Origin of the sequence: Buchnera aphidicola (Greenidea ficicola), assembly GCF_039386055.1 — a bacterium.
Taxonomy (GTDB): domain Bacteria; phylum Pseudomonadota; class Gammaproteobacteria; order Enterobacterales; family Enterobacteriaceae; genus Buchnera_K; species Buchnera_K aphidicola_A.
On sequence record NZ_CP135012.1, the window covers coordinates 231,136 to 250,803 of the forward strand.

Below are 19,668 nucleotides of genomic sequence, written 5' to 3' on the forward strand. Positions count from 1 at the left end.
AATGAAAAAAAATATTTTAATTACAGGAGCAAATAAAGGAATAGGAGAATATATTGCTAAAATATTATCTAATGAAAAAAATAATATTATAGGAACTTCTAGAAGCTCAAAAGGAATTAATAAAATAAATAAATATTTAAAAAATAAAGGTAAAGGAATTATATTAAATATTGAAAAAAAAAAAGATATTAAAAAAAAAATAAAAATTATTTATAAAAAATTCAAAACAATAGACATTTTAATAAATAATGCAGGAATTATAAAAGATTCTTGTTTTTTAAAAATGAAAAAAAAAAATTGGAAAAAAGTTTTAAATGTTAATTTAAATTCAAATTTTTATCTTTTAAAAAAAATTCTTCCAAATATGATTAAAAATAAATATGGAAGAATAATATTCATTGGATCTATTATTGGAAGTATTGGAAATATAGGACAAACTAATTATGCAACTTCAAAATCAGGTTTAATAGGTTTAAATAAATCAATTGCTTTAGAAGTAGCAAAATATGGAATAACCAGTAATATTATTTCTCCAGGTTATATACAAACAAATATAAATAAACATTTAAATAAAAAACAAAAAAAAAAAATATTATCTAAAATACCTATGAAAAGATTTGGAAAAAAAAAAGAAATTGCTTATGCTGTAAAATTTTTAATATCAAATAAAGCGTCATATATAACAGGACAAAATTTACATATTAATGGGGGAATGTATATGATATAATAAAAAAAAATAAAATAAAAATGAACAAAAATAAAATAAAAATGAACAAAAATAAAATAAAAATAAAAAAAAATAAAATAACAACAAAAAAAAATAAAATAAAAAATAAAATAAAAAATATAATTATTAAAATTTTAAATATAAAAAAAAAAAAAATAAATGAATTTAAAAAAATAAAAAAAATGGGAGCAGATTCTTTAGATACTATAGAAATTATTATGGAAATAGAGAATAAATTTAATATAGAAATTAAAGATAAAATAGTAGAAAAATTAAATACAATATATAAAATTACAAAATATATTTATAAAAAAAAAAAATAAATTTTATTTTATTAATAAATTATTAAATAATATAAAAAGGTAAAATATATGAAATCAGGAAAGTTTATAGTACTTGAAGGATTAGATGGTTCTGGAAAAACTAAAGCTGCAAAATATATTAAAAAAATTTTGAAAAAAAAAGGAATAATGAAAATAAAAAATGTACATGAACCAGGGAGTACATTAATAGCTGAAAAAATAAGAAAAATAATAAAAAAAAATCAAAATAAAGAAAAAATATATTATAAAACAGAAATATTATTAATGTATGCAGCAAGAATACAATTAATTAATAACATTATAAAACCTTCTTTAAAAAAAGGAAAATGGATTATTGGAGATAGACACAATCTTTCTACACTAGCGTATCAAGGAGGAAAAAATGGAATACATCAAAATTTTATATTAAAATTAAAAAAAAAATTTTTTAAAAAATTTGAACCTAATTTAACTATTTTTTTAGATGTAAAACCAAAAATAGGAATAAAAAGATTTTTAAAAAGAAATAAAATAGATAGAATTGAATCTAAAAAAAAAAATTTTTTTTTAGAAGTTCGAAATAATTATTTTAAAATAATAAAATTATTTAAAAATATAATTATTATTGATGCAAATAAAAACATTAAAAATGTTCAAAAAAATATAAAAAAAAATATTTATAAATGGTTAAATACAATATGAATTTATTATATCCTTGGTTAAAAAAATATTTTAAAAAAATTAAAAAAAAATATATTAATAATAAATTACATCATGCAATTTTATTTCAAACTCAAAAAGGTTTAGGAATTAATAATTTAATTAAAAAAATAATTCAATTAATATTTTGTAATAATATAAAAAATAATATTTGTAAAATATGTAATGGTTGTAAATATAATATTTATAATCATCCTGATTTAATACATTTTAAAAAAAAAAATAAAAAAAAAAAAATAAATATTGATGATATAAGAATGATAAAAGAAAGAATATATACAACACCTCATCAAAATGGAAATAAAATAATTTGGTTAAATAATTCTAAAAAAATAACTGAAAATGCAAATAATGCTTTATTAAAAATATTAGAAGAACCTCCTAAAAATACATATTTTATCATAAAAAATAATCATTTTAATATTTTAAAAAATACATTAAAAAGTAGATTTTTAATTTTTTATATTAAAAACCCATCAGAAAAAAATAGTTTAAAATGGTTTTTAAAAAAAAAAAATAATCATCTTTATAAAAAATATTTAATTTGTTTAAGAACAAATTATGGATCTCCATTATCTGCAAAAAAATTTTTAAATAATAATTTATGGAATTTAAGAAAATATTTTTTCAAAAATATTAATATTTGTATTAAAAAAAAAAATTTTTTAAATTTAATATATTTTTTAAATGAAAAATATATTTTTCATCAAATTAATTGGTTAATAAATATTTTTTTAGATTGTATTAAATATAAATTTAAAATATATAATAATATAATAAATATTGATAAAAAAAAAATAATTATTGAAATAAATAAAAAATATAATATTAATATTATTAATAAATTTATTTCTATTTTTATGAAACTTAAAAAATATTTATATTTTACTCCTGGTATAAATTTTGAATTAATTTTAATTAAACAATTAATAAAATTAAATAATATTTCTTTATATAAAAATTATTAAATTAAAAATTTATATTATTTACTGTTCTAGGAAAAGGAATAATATCTTTAACATTTTTAATTCCAGTAATATATGAAATTAATCTTTCAAAACCAATACCAAAACCTGAATGGGGAACTGTTCCATATTTTCTTAAATCTCTATACCAATAATAATCTTCAATTTTTAAATTAAAAAATGATATACTCTTATCTAATTTATTTAAACGTTCTTCTCTTTCTGACCCACCTAAAATTTCTCCTGTTCCTGGAACTAATAAATCCACAGAAGCAACAGTTTTTTTATCTTTATTTATTCGCATATAAAAAGATTTAATTTCTTTTGGAGAATTAATTATAAATATTGGAAATTTAAAATAATTATTTACTAAATACTTTTCTTGATCAGAAGTGATATTAATAAATTTACTTTTATTATTATTAATAATAATTTTTTTATTTAATAAAATTTTAACAGCTTCATCATATGAAATTATTATAAATTTTTTTAATAAAATTTTATTTAATCGATTATAAATATCTAGATCTATGTTAGATTTTAAAAAATCTAATTCATAACAACATTTTTTTAAAACAACTTTTATTAAAAATTTAATAAATTTTTCGGATAAAATAATAATATCATATAAATTAGAAAAAGATTTTTCTACTTCCAACATCCAAAATTCTGCTAAATGACGTCTTGTATTAGAATTTTCTGCTCTAAAAACAGGACCAAAAGAATAAACTTTAGATAAAGAACAAGCATAAGATTCTAAGGTTAATTGTCCTGAAACAGTTAAATATGTTTTTTTTCCAAAAAAATCATTTTTTTTATATAATTTTTTATTATTTTTTTTATGATATTTATTAAAAAAAACATTAAACATATCACCTCCTCCTTCAGCATTTAAACAAGTAATAATAGGAGTAGGTATCCAATAATAACCTAATTTAAATAAAAAAGAATGAATTTTCTTAAATAAAATATTTCTTATTCTAGTAACAACTCCTATAATATTAGTTCTAGGTCTTAAATGAGAATAAATTCTTAAATATTTTAAAGTATGTTTTTTTGGAGAAATTGGATATTTATTAGGATTATTTACCAATCCTATAATATAAATTTTATTAGATAAAATTTCAAACAATTGTTTTTTACCAATAGATTTAATTAAAATTCCATGCACAATAATTGAACAACCTACATTTAATTTTAATATTTTTTTTTTATAATTTTTAATAATATTTTTTTTAATAATTACTTGAATACTATGAAAACAAGAACCATCATATATTTGTAAAAAAGATATACCTAATTTTGAATTCCTACAACTTCGAACCCAACCAGATATAATAATATCTTTATTAAAATTTATTTTATTATGATATATATCTAATATATTAATCTTTTTCATATATATATTCCTAAATTATATTTATATTAAATTTATATTTGATTCTTACAATATAAAGAACAACATCCATTAAATTTAATAAAACATTTAAAACATTGAATAAATAATTTATTACAAAAAACATTTTTACAATTAACATAATAATCACAAATAAAATAACATTGTCTACAAGTAGATTTAATTATTTTTGTATTTAATTCTGATATTCTTTCATCAAAAACAAAATTTTTTCCTTGAAATAACATAGGAAGATTTTTTTTTTTAGCATCATATACATATTTTATAATACCTCCTTTAATTTGATATATTTTTTTATAACCATAATTTTTCATAAACAAAGAAGCTCTTTCACATCTTATACCACCAGTACAATAAATTAAAATAGGATCATTTTTAGCATAACAAAAAAAATGTACTATTTTTTTTAATTGTTCACGAAAAGTAAATGAAGGTATAATAAAAGCTTTATTAAAATGCCCAATATCATATTCATATTTATTACGCATATCTATAATAATAATATTTTTTTTTAACATTATATTTACATCTTGAATTGATAAATTTAAATTTTTTTCTTTTTTAAAATAATTAATAAAACCATCTGAAAGAATTTTTTTTTTTATTTTAATATTTAAAAAAGAAAAAGATCTTTTTGTATCTATTGATTTATTTAAATAAATATTATTAAAAAAAAAATTTAAAATCTTTTTAAATTTAAAAAAATTTTTTTTATAAATACTTATTTGAGCATTTATACCTTCATTCGATATATAAATTCTACCATGTATATTTAATTTTGAAAAATAAATATATAAAATATTTCTAAATTCTTTTACAAAAATAATTGAAATATATTTATAAAAAGACAAATTAATAAGATTTTTCATAATTTTTATTATTATTTAAAATATAAATTTATTAATATATATGATAAAACAATAAAAATATAATAATTATGTTATAATTTTAAAATAATTTTATATTGTTTAATTACTTCTCTTAATTCTTTTACAAATAAGAAATAATTTTTAAAATATTTATTAATAATTTTTTTTGAAGCATTTTTAATAAATAAAATATTAGATATTTTCTTTTTAATTATGTTAATTTTTAAAAGAAATTTATTACATATATTATTTATTCTTTTAATTTCTTTATTTTTTTTTACTAATAATAATAATGGAAAAAATAATTTTAAACCAAAAAATGAAAATGCTATTGAAATTGGAATTAAATCATTAGATTGTAAAATAATAATTTTTTTAATAAAATATAATTTTTTTAAAAAAAAACCATACTTTAATAAAAGATAATTTATTTCTTTAAATTTAGTTTTTAAAAAAAAAGATAAATAAATATTATTTTTAATACCAGTATGTAATCTTATTTTTCTTATACTTATAATAATTTTTTTTAATAAATTTATACTTTTTAAAATTTTTTTTTTTTTTAAAATATTTTTTTTATATTTTGGAAATTTTTGTAACATAATTGTTTTTCCTGGAATATACAAAAATTTTTTTATTTTTTTCCAAATATATTCAGTTAAAAAAGGAAAGATAGGATGTGATAAACGTAAAATTAATTCTAAAATATATAACATAGTATATATAGTTCCTATTTTATATTTTTTATTATAATATATAATAGGTTTACATAATTCTAAATACCAATCACAAAAATTATTTTTAAAAAAATTATATAAAATATTTACAGCATAATCAAAACGATAATTATTTAAATAATTTCTATAATTTTTTATAATTTTATTAAATTTAATAAATATCCATTTATCAATAATAGATATAAAATATTTTTTTTTTTTAAAAAAAATATTTAAATTATTTATATTTATTAAAACAAATTTACTTGCATTCCATAATTTTATACAAAAATTTTTACAACTTTTTAATTTTTTAAAATCAAAATTAATAAAATTATTATTAGTAGATAATTTACAAAAAATAAAACGTAAAGAATCTGTTCCGATAGCTTGTATACCATTAGGAAAATATTTTTTAGTATTGTTATAAATTTTTTTAATTTCATTTTTATCAATAATATTTAAAGACCTTTTTTTAATTAATTTTTTAAAAGAAATACCATCAATTAAATCTAAAGGATCAATAACATTTCCTTTAGATTTAGACATTTTTTTTCCTTCATTATCCCTTATTAATCCTGTAATATAAATATTTTTAAAAGGAACAGTAGATTTTTTTTTAGAATTTTTGATTATATACATAGTAATCATAATCATTCTAATAATCCAAAAAAAAATAATATCAAATCCACTTACTATAACATCTGTAACATGAAAATTTTTAAATAAATTTGTTATTTTCGGCCACCCTAATGAAGCAAAAGTCCATAAACTTGAAGAAAACCATGTATCTAAAACATTAGAATCTTGATATAGTTTTATTTTTTTTGAAATAAAATATTTTTTTCTAATATTTTTTTTATTTTTTCCAACATAAATATTATTTAAATTATCATACCAAACAGGTATTTTATGACCCCACCATAACTGTCTAGAAATACACCAATCATTAATATTTTTTATCCAATAAAAAAAATTTTTTTTATATTTTTTCTGTATAAAAATAATTTTATTTTTTTTTATTGCTTTTTTAGCAATTTTAGATAATTTATCAACATTAAGATACCATTGATTAGTTAAAATAGGTTCTATTAAAACCCCGCTTCTTTCACCATATGGCAATTTTAAAATATCTGAATTTATTTTTTTTAATATTTTTTTTTTTTTAAATATATTAATAATTTTTTTTCTAACTATTAATCTATCTAAATTATGAAAAATTTTCGGTATAAAATTATTATAATAATTAGTTATAAATCCATTATTATTATATATTTTAGATGTTTCACGAATAGTTCCATCTTTATTCATAAAATTAATAATAGGTAAATTATATTTTATTCCTATTTTATAATCATTAAAATCATGACCTGGGGTAATTTTTACACAACCTGTTCCTTTTTTAATATCTGCATATTTATCACTAATAATTGGTATAACACGATTTACTAAAGGAACAATAGCATAATATCCAATAAATTTTTTATAACGAATATCACTAGGATTAATAATTATTGCAACATCACCTAATAAAGTTTCTGGTCTTGTGGTTCCTACGATAATATATTTATCATGATAAATATTACTTTTTTTTTTATTATTAAATATTAAATATTTAATATACCACATTTTCCCCTTTTTTTTTTTATGTTTTACTTCAATGTCAGAAATAACAGTTTGTAACTTTATATCCCAATTAGATATTTTTTTTCTTTTATATATAAGATTATTTTTATATAAAAATATAAAAACATCTTTTACCGATTTTGAATATTCACGATCTAATGTAAATCTTTTATTTTTCCAAAAAACAGAATTTCCTAAACGACGCATTTGATTAAAAATAATATTTTTATGTTTTCTATACCAATTCCAAATTTTTTTTATAAATTTTTTTTTACCATAATAATATCTATTTTTTCCAGTTTTACATAATAATTTATTTTCAACAATAATTTGTGTTGCTATTCCAGCATGATCAATTCCAACTTGCCAAAGAGTATTTTTTCCTTGCATTCTATTATAACGTATTATTATATCCATAATAGTATGTTGAAAAGCATGTCCCATATGTAAACTTCCTGTAATATTTGGAGGAGGCATTACAATACAAAAATTTTTTTTTTTTAAATTATTTGTTGGTTTAAAATAAGAATTTTTTTCCCAAAAATTATATATTTTTTTTTCTATTTTTTCTGGTAAATATATACCTTTTATCATTTTTTTTCCTTTATATTAAATATTATAATATTAATTTCATATACATATATATATTAAAATTATTATTATAAATTTACCTTATAATTATTTTTTTTTTATTTAATCTATTTTTTTTATAATTAAACTTATACTTATTAATTAAATAATTTTTATTTAAATTATCTCTATTTAAAATTTTCAAATTAATAAATTTATTAAAAATTCTAGTTTTAATAAGATTTTTTTTAATAATATAAAAATATTCTTTAGGTAATTCTATAGTAGAATAAGAAGAAAAAATTTTAACAATTCCAATTTTTTTACTATCAATTCCTCCTTCATTAGAAATTGCTCCAACAATATTTTTAACTTCAACACAATCATTTTTTCCTAAATTAATTTTATAAACATCCATATTATTAATATTTTTAGAATATTTTGAAATTTTTGAAAAATATTTAATATTTTTATTATTAAAATTTTTATTTTTAGAATATAAAAAAGAATTATTATTAATATTTTTTTTTGAAATAATTAAAGATCTTTTCCCTTGAGCAATTTTTAATAAAACCGAAGATAAAATTTCTGAATTTAAATTATGTATAAATTGTAATTTTTTAAATAAAAAAAGATATTTATTTAAATTATTACTTTTTAATTTTTTTTTTACTTTAATAGAAAATTTTTTTAAACGACATAAACTTAATATTTTCATATTAGGCAATTTAATTTCAATAATTTTTGATTTTATAATTTTTTCAATATTTTTTAATAATCTTAATTCTCTATATTCTACAAATAATAAAGCTTTACCTGTTCTTCCTGCTCTTCCTGTTCTACCAATTCTATGAACATAAGATTCTACATCCATTGGAATATCATAATTAATTACTAAACTAATTCTATCAACATCTAAACCTCTAGCAGCAACATCTGTAGCTATTAATATATCTAAATATCCATTTTTAAATCTTTCTAAAGTTTGCTCTCGAAGTATTTGATTCATATCTCCATTTAAAGCAGCACTATTATAACCATTTCTTTCTAATATTTCAGATACTTTTAAAGTAGAGTTTTTAGTTCGAACAAAAATAATAACAGCAGAAAAAACTTCTACTTCTAAAAATCTTATTAAAGCATCTTTTTTTTTAATACAAACTAACCAATAATTTTGTTTTATATTAGGTCTAGTAGTAATATTAGATTTAATAAAAATTTCTTTAGGTTTAATCATAAATTTATGAGCTATTCTTTTAATAACATTAGGCATAGTTGCTGAAAATAAAGCTGTTTGATGTTTAGAAGGAATTTTTTTCATAATATTTTTAACATCTTCAATAAAACCCATCCTTAACATTTCATCAGCTTCATCTAAAACTAAACTATTTAATTTAGAAAGATTTAAAGTTCCTCTATTTAAATGATCTAATAATCTACCAGGAGTTCCTACTACTATTTGTGGACCAAAACGTAAAGATTTTAATTGCAAATCATATCTTTGACCACCATATAAAGCTAAAATATTTATATTTTTTATATATTTAGAAAAATCAGAAAATGCTTCAGAAACTTGTATTGCTAATTCTCTAGTAGGAGTTAAAACTAATATTTGAGGAAATTTTAATAATAAATTAATATTATTTAATAAAGGTAATGCAAAAGCAGCAGTTTTTCCACTACCAGTTTGCGCCATTCCTAAAACATCAAAACCATTTAATAATAAAGGTATACAAATTTTCTGAATTGGAGAGGGTTGAATATAATTCATATCATTTAAAGATTTAATAATATTATTATTTAAACCAAAAAAAGAAAATTTTGATTCTATAAAATTCATATAAATTTTTATTCCTTACATAAGTTATAATAATTTAATATATAACTTATCATAAATAATATATTTATTTATTTATTTTTTAAAAAAAAATTAAAAATTTTAAAAAAATAAAAACTATAAAATAAAATATTTATTTATAAAACAGAAAATTTATCTACTTCTTTCATACTTAATCTTAAACGTCCATTTCTATCTGATTCTAAAACTTTCACTAAAATTTTTTGACCTTTTTTTAAATAATCAGTTACTTTTTCAACTCTTTTTTTTGCAATTTGTGAAATATGAACCAAACCTTCTTTTCCAAAACCAATAGAAACAAAAGCACCAAAATCTACAATTTTAGTAACTAAACCAGAATATATTTTCCCAACTTTAATTTCTGAAATAATTTCTTTTATTTTATTTATTGCATTTTTTGCTTTATCTCCAGTAGAAGAAGAAATTTTAATAACTCCATTATCTTCTATTTCTATATTTGTATCTGTTTCTTCTGTTAACATCCTTATCACCGATCCACCTTTTCCAATTATATCTTTAATTTTATCAGGGTTAATTTTTATAGTATACATTCTTGGAGCAAAATTAGAAATATTAGATTTAGGTTTAGAAATAATTTTATTCATTGCATCAAGAATATAAAAACGGCCTTTTTTTGCTTGATATAAAACTTTTTTAATTATTTTTTTTGTAATTTCTGGTATTTTTATATCCATTTGTAATGCTGTAATTCCTAAATAACTTCCTGAAATTTTAAAATCCATATCTCCTAAATGATCCTCTTCTCCTAATATATCAGAAATAATTACATATTTATTTTTTTCTTTTATTAAACCCATTGCTATTCCAGCAATAGAATCTTTAATAGGAACCCCAGCATCCATTAACGCTAATGAAGCTCCGCATATTGATGCCATAGAAGAAGAACCATTAGATTCAGTTATTTCAGAAACAACTCTAATTGTATAAGGAAAATTATTTTCACTAGGAAGAATAGATAAAATTCCTCTTTTAGCTAATTTTCCATGTCCTATTTCTCTTCTTTTTGGACTTCCTATAACCCCTAATTCTCCTACAGCGTAAGGAGGAAAATTATAATGAAATAAAAAATTATCAGTTCTATCTCCTAAAATTTCATCTAGATTTTGAGCATCTCGAGATGTTCCTAATGTTACTATTACTAAAGCTTGTGTTTCTCCTCTTGTAAATAAAGCAGAACCATGAGTTCTAGGTAATAACCCAATTTTAATATTTAATTTTCTAACTGTAAAATTATTACGACCATCTATTCTTAAACAACCATTTAAAATTCTATTTCTAATTATATTTTTTTTAATAATATTAAAAATATCTTCAATTTCTAATATATTTTCAATAATTTTTTTTTTAAATAAAATTTCATATATTTTAAATTTTATTTTTTTTAATAAATTTTCTCTATTATTTTTATTTTTTATTTTATAAGCATTATTAATATATTTTGAAGATAATTTTAAAACATTTTTATATAAAATATCATTAATAAAACTAGGATAAAAAATAATAGGTTCTTTTTTAACTTTATTTGCTAAAATATTAATATTATTTATTACTTCTTTTTGTTTTTTATAACCAAAAAAAATAGCATTTAAAATATTTTTTTCACTTAACATATTACAAGAAGCTTCAACCATAATAATAGATTTTTTTGTTGAAGAAATAATTAAATCCAAATTACTAAGTTTTAATTCATCAATAGTTGGATTAAGTATATAATTATTATTAATAAAACCAACTCTAGCAGCTCCTATTGGTCCTAAAAAAGGAAAACCAGAAATAGATAAAACCGCTGAAGATCCTATAATAGCTACAATATCTGGATTAATTTGAGGATTTAAAGATATTACTGTTGCTGTAATTTGAATTTCATTAAAAAATTTTTTTGGAAAAAGAGGCCTTAAAGGTCTATCAATTAATCTTGCTATTAATATTTCATTTTCAGTTGGTCTTCCTTCTCTTCTAAAAAAACCTCCTGGAATTCTTCCCGCTGCATAAGTTCTTTCTTGATAATTAACTGTTAAAGGAAAAAAATTATTTTTTTTTTTTGGATAATTATTTCCAACTAAAGTTATTAATAAAACAGTATCACTTATATTAATTATAATAGAAGAATTTGCATTTCTAGCTATATTTCCAGTTTCTAAAGTAACAACATTTTTTCCATATTGAAATGTATGAACAATAGGTTTTAACAAAATTATTTCCTTTTAAAAAAAATATATTAAAATAAATTATATAAAATATTAAAATTTATTTAAAATAAAAAAAATATTTTTATTTATCTTCGAATATTTAAATCTTCAATTAAATTAATATAAATATTAAAAAATTTTTTTTTTAAATAAATTAATAATTTTCTACGTTTAGAAACCATAGATAACAAACCTCTTTTACTACTATGATCTTTTTTATGCTTTAAAAAATGACTTTTTAAATGATTTATTTTTAAAGTTAACAAAGATATTTGCACTGAAATATTTCCAGTATCATTTAAATTTTTACCATATTTCATTATCATTTTTTCTTTATTAAAAAACTTTGAAAACATAAATACTCCAAAAAAAAAAAAAAATAAAAATTAAATTAATAAAATTCATTATATAATACAATCAGGATATAAAAAACCATCTTTTTTAATTTTACCTACACCTAAAAAAATATTTTTAAAAGAAAGATAAATAGAATAAAAACCAACATAAAAAGAAATAAAAAAAATTTTATTTCCTGATTTTAATATACTTAATTGTTTTTTAGAAATATATATTTTAGGAAAAGAAGAAACTAAAGTATCAGTTGAAATTATATTTTTTTTCAAAAATTCAATATTATTTTTTTTTTTAAATATTTTTTTAATTATATTATAAGAAATTAAATTAGATTCGTAATAAGAAGATATTTGCAATCTTCTTAAATTTAATATATGAGCTCCACATCCTAATTTATCACCTAAATTTTCTACTAAAGTTCTTATATAAGTTCCTTTAGAACAATGTACTTTAAAACATAAAATATCTTTTTTAAAAAATATTAAATTTATATTATAAATATTAATTTTTCTTTTTTTTAAAGGTATAAAAATTTCTTCACGAGCATATTTATATAAAGGAATTCCACAAAATTTTATTGCAGAATACATCGATGGTAATTGTTTTTGTAATCCATGAAAATTTTTTAATACATTTAATAATTTTGAATAAAAAATATATTTTTTTTTTTTTTTTATAACATATCCATATGCATCTGAAGTATTAGTTTTTTCTCCTAATTTTGATAATACAAAATATTTTTTATCTAAAATATTAAAATATTTGATAAATTTTGTAGAAAAACCAAAACATATAGGAAGAACCCCTGTAGCTAAAGGATCTAAAGTTCCTATATAACCAGCTTTTTTTATAAAAAAATTTTTTTTTATTTTTTGTAAAATATAATTTGATGAAAAACCTTTAGGTTTATCTAACAACAAAACTCCATTTATATCATGTTTTTTTAAAAAAAACATTAATTTTCTCCAGATATATTTTTAAATACTGCTTTTTTTAATAATTTTATTAATTAAATTAGATATTTTTAAACCTTTTAAAAAAGAATTATCATGTAAAAATAAAATTTTTGGTATATTTCTTAAATACATTCTTTTACTTAAAATATAACAAATAAATTTTGATGCTTTTTGTAATATTAAAAGAATATTTTTAATATTTAACACATTACCTTTATCAAAACAAATTATAAAAACTTTCACATTATTTAAATTATTTGATGTTTCCACTTTTGAAACTGTAATATTAAATCTAATACGAGGATCTTGAATATATATTCTAATAATATCAGAAATATGTCTTTTAAATTCTTTAGATATTTTAATAGAACGATTAGAAAAATTTCTCATTTCAATTTCTCTATAAATATAAATATATTTTAAAAAAAAAATTATTTTTTAATAATTTCAAAAATATGTAAAATATCTCCTATCTTAATATCATTAAAATTTTTAATTCCAACTCCACATTCTAAACCAGAAGAAACTTCTTGAACATTATCTTTAAAATGTCTTAAAGATTCTAATTTTCCTTTAAATATTTTTTTTCTATTTCTTATAATTTTTATTGAACTATTAATTTTTATTATTCCTTCAATAATTATACAACCAGCAATAATACAAGATTTAGAAGTATTAAAAATATTTTTTACTTCAGCAACTCCTATCTTATTTTTATAAAATAAAGGTTTTAAAAGTTTAGACATTAAAATTTTAACTGCATCAATTAATTTATAAATAACAAAATAATTATAAAAAATTATATTTTTATTTTTAATAATAAATTTTATTTTATTATCTATATGAATATTAAAAGAAATAATAACAGCATTTGAAGTAATAGATAAATCTAAATCATTTTTAGTAATATTTCCAACCCCAGAATAAACAATATTAATTTTAACTTTATTATTGGAAATTTTTTTTAAAGCATTTAAAATTATTTCTAAAGAACCTTGTACATCTACTTTTAAAATTATATTTAATATCGAAATATTTTCATCATTAACCATAGAAAACATTTTATCAATATTTAATCTTTTATATTTATTAAATTTTTTATTTTTTAAAGAATTTTTTCTATTATTAATAATTTCTTTTGCTATTTTTTCATTTTTTATAACTAAAACCTCATCTCCAACAGATAAAATTCCAGATAATCCAGATATTTCTACAGGCATAGAAGGATAAGCTTTATTAATATATAAAGAATATTCATTTTTTATTGATCGTATTTTCCCATATTCTACTCCTGAAATAAAAACATCTCCTTTATATAAAATACCTTCTTTAATTAAAATATTAGCAACTGGACCACTTCCTTTATTTATATAAGATTCTAAAACTAATCCTTTAGCCATACAATTATAAAAAACTTTTAATTCTAATATTTCTGCTTGCAATAAAATATAATTTAATAAATCTTTAACTCCAGTTCCAAATTTTGCAGAAATCTCAACAAATATATTTTCTCCACCCCATTCTTCAGAAATAATATCATATTTAGATAATTCATTTTTAATTTTAGTAGTATTATTACATTTATCTATTTTATTAATAGCAACAATAATAGGAACATTATATAATTTTGCATGTTTTATTACTTCTATTGTTTGAGGCATTACTCCATCATCAGATGAAACTACTAAAACAATAATATCAGTAATTTTAGCTCCTCTTAATCGCATTAATTTAAAAGCAGCATGACCAGGAGTATCTATAAAAGTAATTTTTTTATTATTTACATTAACATGATAAGAACCAATATGTTGTGTTATACCTCCAAATTCTTTATTAATTATTTTTGTAGATCTTATATAATCTATTAAAGAAGTTTTACCATGATCTACATGTCCCATAATAGTAACAATAGGAGGTCTAATTTTTTTTTTAATATTTAAATTTATATTTCTTTCTTTTAATATTTTTTTTTCAAAATCATCATTTAATAAATTCAATACTGGTTTATATCCAAATTTTTTTATAATTAAAATAGCATCTTTTTGATTTAAAAAATCATTAACATTTCCAGATATCCCTGCTTTATCCATAAATTTTAAAACTTTTTTAGATTTAATAGACATTTTTTTAGATAAATCTAATACAGAAATTTTTTTATTAATAAAAATATTTTTTGATATAAATTTTAAAGGTTTTTTAAAATTTTGTTTTAATATATTTTTATAATTATTATTAATTTCATTTTTATTTAAAATAAATCTATTATAAGATTTTTTAATAACATTTTTTTTTTTTTTATTAATATTATTTTTTTTATTTTTAATATTAAATTTTATATTTTTATTATTTTTTGATATTTTCACTTTAAATAATTTTCTCCTTATTTAAAAAAAAAAATATTTTTTTAAAATAATATAACTATTTATAATTATTAATAGTTACTCTTCTTTATATTTATTAATATTTTTATCAAACCAACAAATATTACGAGCATCCATAATTAATTTTTTAATTTCATAAATATTTAAACCTTCTATATCAATTAAATCATCTGTTCCTTGATCAGCTAAATCTTCTAATGAAAAAATATTTTTTTTTATTAATTGTATTGCAATATTTATATTCATATTATCTAAATTTAATAATTCTTTATTAATTTTATTTTTTTTATATGAAATTTTAAAATCTAATGATATTAATTTTAAAACTTTTTTAGATTGTTTTTTTATTTCATTAATTATTTTTGTATTAATTATATTACTATTTAAAAAAACATTTTTAGAAATCATAGATAAATCTTCAAAAGAAGAAAAACCAAAATCAACTAACTCTTGTAAAATTAAATCGTTAAAATCTAAATATTTTTTAAAATTTTTAAATATTATATTTGTTTTTTTAGTTTTTTTTATTTTAATATCTTCTAAAGTAATTACATTTAACTCCCAACCCGTTAATTGAGAAGCAAGTTTTACATTTTGACCATTTCTTCCAATAGATTGAGATAAATTATTAAAATTAACTAATATATCCATACTATTTCTTTCATGATCAATAGTAATTGAATTAACATCAGCTGGAGCCATTGCATTAATTACAAATTGAGAAGGATTTTTATCCCATAAAATAATATCAATTCTTTCTCCATTTAATTCATTTGATATAGATTGCACTCTTGATCCTTTTATACCAACACAAGCTCCTACTGGATCAACTTTTTCATCATTAGTTTTTACAGCTATTTTAGAACGAGAACCTGGATCTCTAGCAATTTTTTTAATTTCAATAATTTTATCTAAAATTTCAGGTATTTCTATATTAAATAAAGCAATTAACATATCTGTACCAATACGACTAATTAATAATTGTGCTTTTTTTGATTTAGGATTTATAATAAATAAAATACCACGTATTCTTTCTCCTAATCTAAAATTTTCTTTAGGAAGCATTCCTTTTTTATGCATTATAGCTTCAGCATTATTTCCTAAATTAACAAAAATATTATTACGTTGTATTTTTTTAATATTTCCAATAACAATTAAACCTATTTTTTTTTTAAATTGTTTTATAATAATTTCTTTTTCAGCTTCTCTAACTTTTTTAACAATAATTTTTTTTGCTTTTTGAGTAATAACTCGATCAAAAATAACAGAATCAATATTATCTTCAATATAATCATTAATTTTTATATTAATATTTTCTAATTTTGCTGCGTCTAAAGTTATTTCTTTAGTTGGTTGTAAAACTTCTTTTACTACTAACCATCTTCGAAAAGTTAATAAATTACCATTTTTTCTATTAATATAGATTCTTATATCAATATCTTGTTCATATTTTTTTTTTGTTGCTTTTTCTAAAGCACTTTCTAATACTTTAAAAATTTTTTCTCTAGGTAATGATTTTTCATTAGATACTGCTTCAACCACAGATAAAATTTCTTTGTTCATATTTTATTTAACCTTATTTTAAATATATATAATAAAATAAAATTTTATTAATTTATTTAAATTAATTTTAAAATTAAATTTATATTTTAAAATAAAAAAAAATTGAACAAAATACCGAGAACGGGAATCGAACCCGCAAGCCTATTTATTTTAGGCACTACCACCTCAAAGTAGCGTGTATACCTATTTCACCATCTCGGTATTAATAAATTTAATAATATTTTATAAATTATTAGAATTAATATTACATAATATTATACTTAATAAAAAAAAACAAAAAGAAAAAATAATAATTAAAAAATTAATTAATTTATTACTATCATAATTTTTATCTAATTTCTCTAAAATATTATTATTAAAATTATTATTTTTATTTATACCTAATTTTAATTGTAACATTATAAATAAAATTAAAAAAAAAGATATTAACATAAATACTATTAATAAAAAATGATACATATATAATATTTCCTTAATATAAATAAAAAAATTATACATATTATTTCAAAGTGTATAATAATAAACTTATAAAATAATATGCATAAATAATTAATTATTTTTATTAATAATAAAAAAAATAATAAAATTATATTTGAAGTATATTATTATTTTAAATAGATCTAACTTTTTTACGATTCATTAAATCATCAATTTGCAAAGAATTCAAAGTTTCAAATTTTATTAAAGCATCTTTCATTGCATGTAAAATATCTATATTTTCATTTAAAATAATTCTTGCTTTTTCATAATTAATATTTATTAAAAATTTTATTTCTTGATCAATAATATAAGAAGTATGATCAGAAATATTTTGAATTTTATTAAAAGAATTACCTAAAAAAACTTCATTATTATCTTCTTCATATAATAAAGGTCCTAATTTTTCTGAAAACCCCCATTTTGAAACCATACTTCTTGCTAAATTTGTAGCTACTTTAATATCATTTACAGCACCTGTAGAAACATTATTAACACCATAAATAATTTCTTCAGCTAAACGACCTCCATATAAAGTAGATATTTGGTTTTCTAATTTTTCTCTACTAATACTTATATTATCTTCTTTAGGAATAAAGAAAGTTAATCCTAATGAATTTCCTCTAGGAATAATAGTAACTTTATGAATAGGATCATTATTTGGAATTAATTTACCAACAATAACATGACCAGATTCATGGTAAGCAATTAATTCTTTTTGAGAATCATTTATTATAATTGATTTTCTTTCCACACCCATAATTATTTTATCTTTTGCTTGTTCTAAATCTGACATAAAAACTTTTTTATGATTTAATCTAGCAGCAAATAAAGCACTTTCATTAATTAAATTTGCTAAATCCGCACCAGAAAAACCAGGAGTACTTCTTGCTATAATTTTTGGTATTACATCAGAATCAAAAGGAATATTTCGCATATGAACTTTCAAAATTTTTTCTCTTCCAATAATATCTGGTAAAGATAAAACAACTCTTCTATCAAATCTTCCCGGTCTTAATAAAGCAGGATCTAAAACATCTGGTCTATTAGTAGCAGCAATTAAAATTACACCTTCATTTTTTTCAAAACCATCCATCTCTACTAACATTTGATTTAATGTTTGTTCTCTTTCATCATGACCTCCTCCTAAACCAGAACCTCTTTTTCTACCAACTGCATCAATTTCATCTACAAATATAATACATGGAGAAGATTTCCTTGCATTTTCAAACATATCTCTCATTCTAGATGCACCAACTCCAACGAACATTTCAACAAAATCTGATCCAGAAATTGTAAAAAATGGAACTTTTGCTTCTCCGGCAATAGCTTTAGCTAATAAAGTTTTACCTGTTCCTGGAGGACCAACCATTAAAATTCCTTTTGGTATTTTTCCTCCTAATTTTTGAAATTTATATGGTTCTTTTAAATATTCTACCAATTCCATTACTTCTTCTTTAGCCTCTTCGCAACCTGCTACATCTGAAAAATTAGTTTTAATTTGATTTTTATTTAACATTTTAGCTTTATTTTTCCCAAATAATATAGAACCTTTTGTTCCACCAATTTGTATTTTTTTCATAAAAAATATCCAAACTCCAATTAATAACAACATAGGAAACCAAGAAATAAAAATTGAAGTCAATAATCCAGGTTCTTTAGGAAAAGATCCTTTAATTACTACATTTTTAGATAATAAAATATTTAATAATTTTGAATCAATCATTGGTAAATATGTTATATAATTACTATTATCTTTTTTAAAAACATTAATTATTCTACCATTAATATCCGTTTCACGAATTTTATTTTGATTTATATCAGATATAAAATTAGAATAATTTACTTTTTGAAAATTTTTTTCATTAAAATTAAAATTTTGAAAAATAGACATTAAAATTACAACAATAAATAACCATAAAAAAAAATTTTTAACCATTTCACTACTCAAAGAGTT

General features: G+C 18.0%; 16 protein-coding genes and 1 tRNA gene. 4 read left to right on the plus strand and 13 right to left on the minus strand.

Annotated elements, in window-relative coordinates; translation table 11 throughout:
• The first annotated feature begins 1 nt into the window (after nt 1).
• The 4 genes from fabG to RJT27_RS01120 are packed head-to-tail and all read left to right on the plus strand — an operon-like array spanning nt 2 to nt 2,717.
• Nucleotides 2–727, plus strand: coding sequence for a 3-oxoacyl-ACP reductase FabG (gene fabG, locus RJT27_RS01105; protein ID WP_343189305.1), 726 nt, complete (start codon nt 2–4; stop codon nt 725–727).
• Nucleotides 728–747: 20 nt separating this feature from the next.
• Entirely contained in the window at nt 748–1,050 is a 303-nt protein-coding gene (locus tag RJT27_RS01110) for a phosphopantetheine-binding protein (protein WP_343189306.1), read from the plus strand.
• A gap of 48 nt (nt 1,051–1,098) precedes the next feature.
• Complete coding sequence (gene tmk / locus RJT27_RS01115) at nt 1,099–1,731, plus strand: dTMP kinase (protein ID WP_343189307.1); 633 nt, start codon at nt 1,099–1,101, stop codon at nt 1,729–1,731.
• On the plus strand, nt 1,728–2,717 hold the full coding sequence (locus RJT27_RS01120; protein ID WP_343189308.1) for a DNA polymerase III subunit delta' C-terminal domain-containing protein: 990 nt from the start codon (nt 1,728–1,730) through the stop codon (nt 2,715–2,717). The genes tmk and RJT27_RS01120 overlap by 4 nt, the downstream gene beginning before the upstream one ends.
• A 1-nt stretch (nt 2,718) precedes the next feature.
• On the opposite strand, the gene asnS is transcribed toward RJT27_RS01120, so the two are convergent.
• The 13 genes from asnS to ftsH form a co-directional block, all read right to left on the minus strand.
• Complete coding sequence (asnS, locus tag RJT27_RS01125) at nt 2,719–4,113, minus strand: asparagine--tRNA ligase (protein WP_343189309.1); 1,395 nt, start codon at nt 4,111–4,113, stop codon at nt 2,719–2,721.
• 32 nt (nt 4,114–4,145) lie between these two features.
• The gene (locus tag RJT27_RS01130) at nt 4,146–5,000 is read right to left on the minus strand and encodes a rhodanese-related sulfurtransferase (RefSeq protein ID WP_343189310.1); all 855 of its coding nucleotides are present in this window, start codon (nt 4,998–5,000) and stop codon (nt 4,146–4,148) included.
• 71 nt (nt 5,001–5,071) lie between these two features.
• Complete coding sequence (locus tag RJT27_RS01135) at nt 5,072–7,936, minus strand: valine--tRNA ligase (RefSeq protein ID WP_343189311.1); 2,865 nt, start codon at nt 7,934–7,936, stop codon at nt 5,072–5,074.
• 73 nt (nt 7,937–8,009) lie between these two features.
• On the minus strand, nt 8,010–9,752 hold the full coding sequence (locus RJT27_RS01140; protein WP_343189312.1) for a DEAD/DEAH box helicase: 1,743 nt from the start codon (nt 9,750–9,752) through the stop codon (nt 8,010–8,012).
• A 134-nt stretch (nt 9,753–9,886) separates the two neighbouring features.
• Nucleotides 9,887–11,983, minus strand: a complete 2,097-nt coding sequence (pnp, locus tag RJT27_RS01145) for a polyribonucleotide nucleotidyltransferase (RefSeq protein ID WP_343189313.1) — start codon at nt 11,981–11,983, stop codon at nt 9,887–9,889.
• 83 nt (nt 11,984–12,066) lie between these two features.
• Nucleotides 12,067–12,336 (minus strand): 30S ribosomal protein S15, encoded by a 270-nt coding sequence (gene rpsO, locus RJT27_RS01150; protein WP_343189314.1) that lies wholly within the window; start codon nt 12,334–12,336, stop codon nt 12,067–12,069.
• Nucleotides 12,337–12,384: 48 nt separating this feature from the next.
• The gene (truB, locus tag RJT27_RS01155; protein WP_343189315.1) at nt 12,385–13,290 is read right to left on the minus strand and encodes a tRNA pseudouridine(55) synthase TruB; all 906 of its coding nucleotides are present in this window, start codon (nt 13,288–13,290) and stop codon (nt 12,385–12,387) included.
• A gap of 21 nt (nt 13,291–13,311) precedes the next feature.
• Nucleotides 13,312–13,680 (minus strand): 30S ribosome-binding factor RbfA, encoded by a 369-nt coding sequence (gene rbfA / locus RJT27_RS01160; RefSeq protein WP_343189316.1) that lies wholly within the window; start codon nt 13,678–13,680, stop codon nt 13,312–13,314.
• A gap of 41 nt (nt 13,681–13,721) precedes the next feature.
• Entirely contained in the window at nt 13,722–15,653 is a 1,932-nt protein-coding gene (gene infB / locus RJT27_RS01165) for a translation initiation factor IF-2 (RefSeq protein ID WP_343189317.1), read from the minus strand.
• A 75-nt stretch (nt 15,654–15,728) separates the two neighbouring features.
• Nucleotides 15,729–17,234 (minus strand): transcription termination factor NusA, encoded by a 1,506-nt coding sequence (gene nusA, locus RJT27_RS01170; RefSeq protein ID WP_343189318.1) that lies wholly within the window; start codon nt 17,232–17,234, stop codon nt 15,729–15,731.
• A 112-nt stretch (nt 17,235–17,346) separates the two neighbouring features.
• Nucleotides 17,347–17,435: transfer RNA gene (locus tag RJT27_RS01175), tRNA-Leu, on the minus strand.
• A 21-nt stretch (nt 17,436–17,456) separates the two neighbouring features.
• Complete coding sequence (gene secG, locus RJT27_RS01180; protein WP_343189319.1) at nt 17,457–17,693, minus strand: preprotein translocase subunit SecG; 237 nt, start codon at nt 17,691–17,693, stop codon at nt 17,457–17,459.
• Nucleotides 17,694–17,844: 151 nt separating this feature from the next.
• Nucleotides 17,845–19,650 (minus strand): ATP-dependent zinc metalloprotease FtsH, encoded by a 1,806-nt coding sequence (ftsH, locus tag RJT27_RS01185; protein WP_343189633.1) that lies wholly within the window; start codon nt 19,648–19,650, stop codon nt 17,845–17,847.
• Nucleotides 19,651–19,668: the final 18 nt, after the last annotated feature.

Excerpts from the sequence above, each read along its gene's own strand:
- rpsO (WP_343189314.1), bottom strand. The coding sequence starts at position 12,336 with ATGTTTTCAAAGTTTTTTAATAAAGAAAAAATGATAATGAAATATGGT.
- nusA (WP_343189318.1), bottom strand. The coding sequence starts at position 17,234 with ATGAACAAAGAAATTTTATCTGTGGTTGAAGCAGTATCTAATGAAAAA.
- RJT27_RS01130 (WP_343189310.1), bottom strand. The coding sequence starts at position 5,000 with ATGAAAAATCTTATTAATTTGTCTTTTTATAAATATATTTCAATTATT.
- RJT27_RS01120 (WP_343189308.1), top strand. The coding sequence starts at position 1,728 with ATGAATTTATTATATCCTTGGTTAAAAAAATATTTTAAAAAAATTAAA.
- RJT27_RS01110 (WP_343189306.1), top strand. The coding sequence starts at position 748 with ATGAACAAAAATAAAATAAAAATGAACAAAAATAAAATAAAAATAAAA.
- RJT27_RS01135 (WP_343189311.1), bottom strand. The coding sequence starts at position 7,936 with ATGATAAAAGGTATATATTTACCAGAAAAAATAGAAAAAAAAATATAT.
- rbfA (WP_343189316.1), bottom strand. The coding sequence starts at position 13,680 with ATGAGAAATTTTTCTAATCGTTCTATTAAAATATCTAAAGAATTTAAA.
- tmk (WP_343189307.1), top strand. The coding sequence starts at position 1,099 with ATGAAATCAGGAAAGTTTATAGTACTTGAAGGATTAGATGGTTCTGGA.
- truB (WP_343189315.1), bottom strand. The coding sequence starts at position 13,290 with ATGTTTTTTTTAAAAAAACATGATATAAATGGAGTTTTGTTGTTAGAT.
- ftsH (WP_343189633.1), bottom strand. The coding sequence starts at position 19,650 with ATGGTTAAAAATTTTTTTTTATGGTTATTTATTGTTGTAATTTTAATG.
- fabG (WP_343189305.1), top strand. The coding sequence starts at position 2 with ATGAAAAAAAATATTTTAATTACAGGAGCAAATAAAGGAATAGGAGAA.
- RJT27_RS01140 (WP_343189312.1), bottom strand. The coding sequence starts at position 9,752 with ATGAATTTTATAGAATCAAAATTTTCTTTTTTTGGTTTAAATAATAAT.
- secG (WP_343189319.1), bottom strand. The coding sequence starts at position 17,693 with ATGTATCATTTTTTATTAATAGTATTTATGTTAATATCTTTTTTTTTA.
- asnS (WP_343189309.1), bottom strand. The coding sequence starts at position 4,113 with ATGAAAAAGATTAATATATTAGATATATATCATAATAAAATAAATTTT.